At 60.4% G+C, this 3,477-nt stretch carries 3 protein-coding genes; 2 read left to right on the forward strand and 1 reads right to left on the reverse strand.

The annotated features are described in order from the left end of the window. Positions 1-767 precede the first annotated feature (767 nt). Positions 768-1,280 (forward strand): YbhB/YbcL family Raf kinase inhibitor-like protein, encoded by a 513-nt coding sequence (locus FN369_RS00370; protein WP_246189456.1) that lies wholly within the window; start codon positions 768-770, stop codon positions 1,278-1,280. 43 nt (positions 1,281-1,323) lie between these two features. After that, positions 1,324-2,613 carry a PQQ-dependent sugar dehydrogenase gene (locus FN369_RS00375; protein WP_142524242.1) on the forward strand — a complete coding sequence of 430 codons (1,290 nt, stop codon included), beginning with the start codon at positions 1,324-1,326 and terminating at the stop codon, positions 2,611-2,613. A 119-nt stretch (positions 2,614-2,732) separates the two neighbouring features. Here the strand turns inward: FN369_RS00375 and FN369_RS00380 are convergent. Beyond that, the coding region (locus tag FN369_RS00380) for an outer membrane protein (protein ID WP_142524243.1) at positions 2,733-3,477 on the reverse strand (745 nt) is incomplete at its 5' end.

Genomic DNA, 3,477 nt, shown 5'->3' on the forward strand with positions numbered 1-3,477 from the left:
CGGAGGCGGCGCCTCTTCCCGAGTCGCCCCCATCACCGGAAGAATGGTCAAGCGCACTCCCTTGGTGGTCTGCATCACTCCAACGGATCCGAAGGACGCGGGAAGCCCGATCGCTAAGGTCAGAGCCATAGCCACAAGAAATCTTATCATCCCATCCCCCCTTAACTTATAGTCTGCTCTTCAATAGCAAAGAAAGCAATCGGTGATTGCGAACGAATGAACCGGGTGCCTGGGCGCGATTTCCTGCGGGTGGATTCCGCCGATCTACGGCCGAGCCACCCGAGGCTGGGGACGCGACTTATCGCGGGAGGCGACGGCATCGGCTGCAGCCGGCGATCGCTCCCTGTTTTTCACTCGGCTGCTCGCGATAGAGCGAATCTTCACTCTCCCCTTCGGGGCACCGTTCTTTGCAACCGCTATCGGCGTTGTTTTGTCCTTCCCGCCGCTCTCCGCAACCATCTTGCCACCGGCCTCCTTTTTCGGGTCTTCCGGGAGCGATCGTTCTAAGATGGAAAGCCGAGTCCCCTTGGAAGTTTGGACGAGCCCCGCGAAAAGCTCTTGCGAAAAGGGGATTCCGAGGAGAAGAATCGCAAGGAGTGCGCACCGCATCTCGTTCCTTTGGTCGGAGAGGGGCAGACTACCCTTCCGGTACGAGGCAGCGCAAGAACCAAACTCCGGCGTTCTTGCCCGCAGAGAATTGAGCCGCTCGCACCGCGCGCCATCGCCCATTGCCTTCGCGGCTTTTTTGATTCAAGATCGCTTCCGCGATGTCACTTCGAGGTCTCGCATTCCTCTGGTTCGTCGCCCTCTGGCTTGCTCCTCTCTCCGCATTCGCTATGAAAATCACCTCTCCTTCCTTTTCCAATGGCCAGCCGTTGCCCCGGGAGTGCGGGTATCGCTACCAAAATCGGAATCCGGAGCTCCGAATTACCGAAGTACCGGCGCAAGCGCGTGCGCTCGCACTGATCATGGACGATCCGGACGCTCCCAGGGGCACCTTCGTTCACTGGCTCGTCTGGAATCTTCCGCCGACTACCTCGAAGCTCTCTCCCGGCGAGTTGCCAGCGGAAGCCCGGACCGGGCGGAACCATTTCGGAGACAATCGTTACGACGGACCAGCTCCCCCGAGCGGGACCCACCGCTACTTCTTTCGGCTCTTTGCTCTGGACAGTCCTCTCGCCTTGCCGGCGGGTGCGGATCGGAAGGCTTTGGAAAAGGCGATGGAAGGACACATCGTCGCCACGACTACGCTGATGGGCACCTTTACGGCGGAACGATGACGGCCGGCGCCCTTCCCTCTTCCATCGCAACCTTCTCGTCTCGATGAGCCATCCTCGTTCTTGGTCGCCGATCTCCTTCTTCTTCTTCACCGCTCTGCTGACGATCCCGGTCATCTCGCCCGCCCGCGCTGGGGAGATCTTTCCGGAGGCCTTCACGCCCACTCCGATTTCCATCAGCCTCTCCGATCTGCCCAAACCCTTTGCAACGCCCAGCGCTACCTACAATCCGCCGATCGTCCCTCCCCCCCGCCGGCCGTCGCTTCGTTTGCCCGCCGGTTTTCAGGTCTCCGTATTTGCTCGCGATCTCGAAGAACCGAGGTGGCTTGCTCTTACCCCCGACGGAGCCGTGCTCGTCGCCGAATCCGAAGCCGGCCGGATTCGCTTGTTCGAAGGCTTGCGGGAGGACGGCAGCGCCGAGCGCGGCTCCGTTTTCGCGACCCCGGAAAATGGTCTGAATCTCCCTTTCGGGATGGTGTTTTCCCAAAACCGCTTTTACGTGGCGAACACCGACGCGATCCTGGCCTTCTCCTACCAACGGGGGCAGCGTCGTCTCGGCGGTCGAGGAGAGCGGATCGTCTCTCTGCCGGCAGGAGGCCATTGGAGCCGGACCCTCGCCCTTTCTCCCGACGAACGGTGGCTGTATGTCGCGATTGGATCCCGCGGCAATGCCGACGTCGAGCCAGCTCCGAGAGCTTCCCTCGTACGAATCCCATTACCGAAAGGAAAGTCGGAAATCTTCGCCTCCGGCCTACGCAACCCGGTGGGCCTGGCCTTCGAGCCGAGCACGGGGACCCTCTATACGGTCGTCAATGAACGCGATCTTCTCGGAGATGATCTCGTTCCCGACTATCTCACGCGCGTCCGGCAAGGCGAATTCTTCGGCTGGCCCTACGCCTACCTCTCCCCGCACCTCCTCGATCCCAGACTCCTCGTTCATCATCATGTGCAAAAGCCCAATCTCGTCGAAACGACACGAACGCCGGACGTGCTCTTCCAATCCCATTCGGCTCCCCTCGGGTTGGCCTTTCCGTCGGGCAAACCTCAATTTCCGGAACGCTATCTTCACGGTGCTTTCGTGGCGTTCCATGGATCTTGGAATCGAAGCGAGCCGACCGGCTACAAGATCGTCTTCGTTCCCTTCGGCGAAGACCATCGGCCCCAGGGATTCTATGAGGACTTCCTGACCGGCTTCCTGAGCGAAGGGGAGCATCCCAAGACATGGGGCCGTCCCGTCGGTCTCCTCTTCCTACCGGACGGCAGCCTGCTCTTTTCCGACGACGCCAACGGCATTCTCTACCGGATCTCCTACGAGAAGGATGCCGTCGATCACTGATCCCTCCGGAGCCGGTGCCCTGTTGCCTTTCAGAATGAGAGCCTCACGGTGCTCGGCGAACAGAGCACCAGCGCAACCGCCGAAGAAAATCGCCTTCCCGGCGGAATCGGAAAGTCCGCTCAGAATTGAAAACGGATACCCGCGATGGCGATGTTGTAATACTCGGGATATTTGATCAGCATCGTATTGCCGGTCGTCATCCCGTAGGAAAACTGCGTTTCTTTGATGTAGAGAATCTTGTATTCGGCAAAGATGCTCCAATGCTCGCTCAGGTTGTACTGGAGCCCTACCAGTCCTTGGCCCGCAAACGCCCCTTGGGAATAACTCCCGGAGGAGAGAAGATCCGCACCGCTCGGTGCGAGAAAGCTCGTGCCGGACGAGGCCAAATAGGCACCTCCGATCCCTCCCCCGAGATAGGGGACTAGACCGATCGGCGTCACGAACTTCGCGACCCCGTCGACGAGAAAGACCCCCATGTTCAAATTCGATCCAAACTGGTAGGTAGAGACCCCGGGGACTCCGGAGACTCCGCCGCTCAAGCTTCCGCTCTCGGTGGCCTGGCCGATATAGAAAGCCTCGAACTGGGCTGCGGGCTGCAGCCAATAGCTCTTGGAGGAATCAAGGGCGATCCCCCGAAAGTTGTATCCGACCTGGACTCCTCCGACGGCGGCCGTCCCGGGGGTGGCCCGACCCCCCGCGGAAAAAAGCGGCGGGGAGTCGAGGGCGCTGACCCCGTTGCTCATACCGAAGGCGGCTCCCCCGAATATCCCGAAGTAGAGGCCCGTCTTCGGCCCAAGAGCTTCTTTCGCCGAAGGAGCCGGTGTTTCTTTCATTCCTTGCTGGGCTTCCACCCCTTCGGCAGCC

The sequence above is a fragment of the Methylacidimicrobium cyclopophantes genome, from assembly GCF_902143385.2.
GTDB lineage: Bacteria > Verrucomicrobiota > Verrucomicrobiia > Methylacidiphilales > Methylacidiphilaceae > Methylacidimicrobium > Methylacidimicrobium cyclopophantes.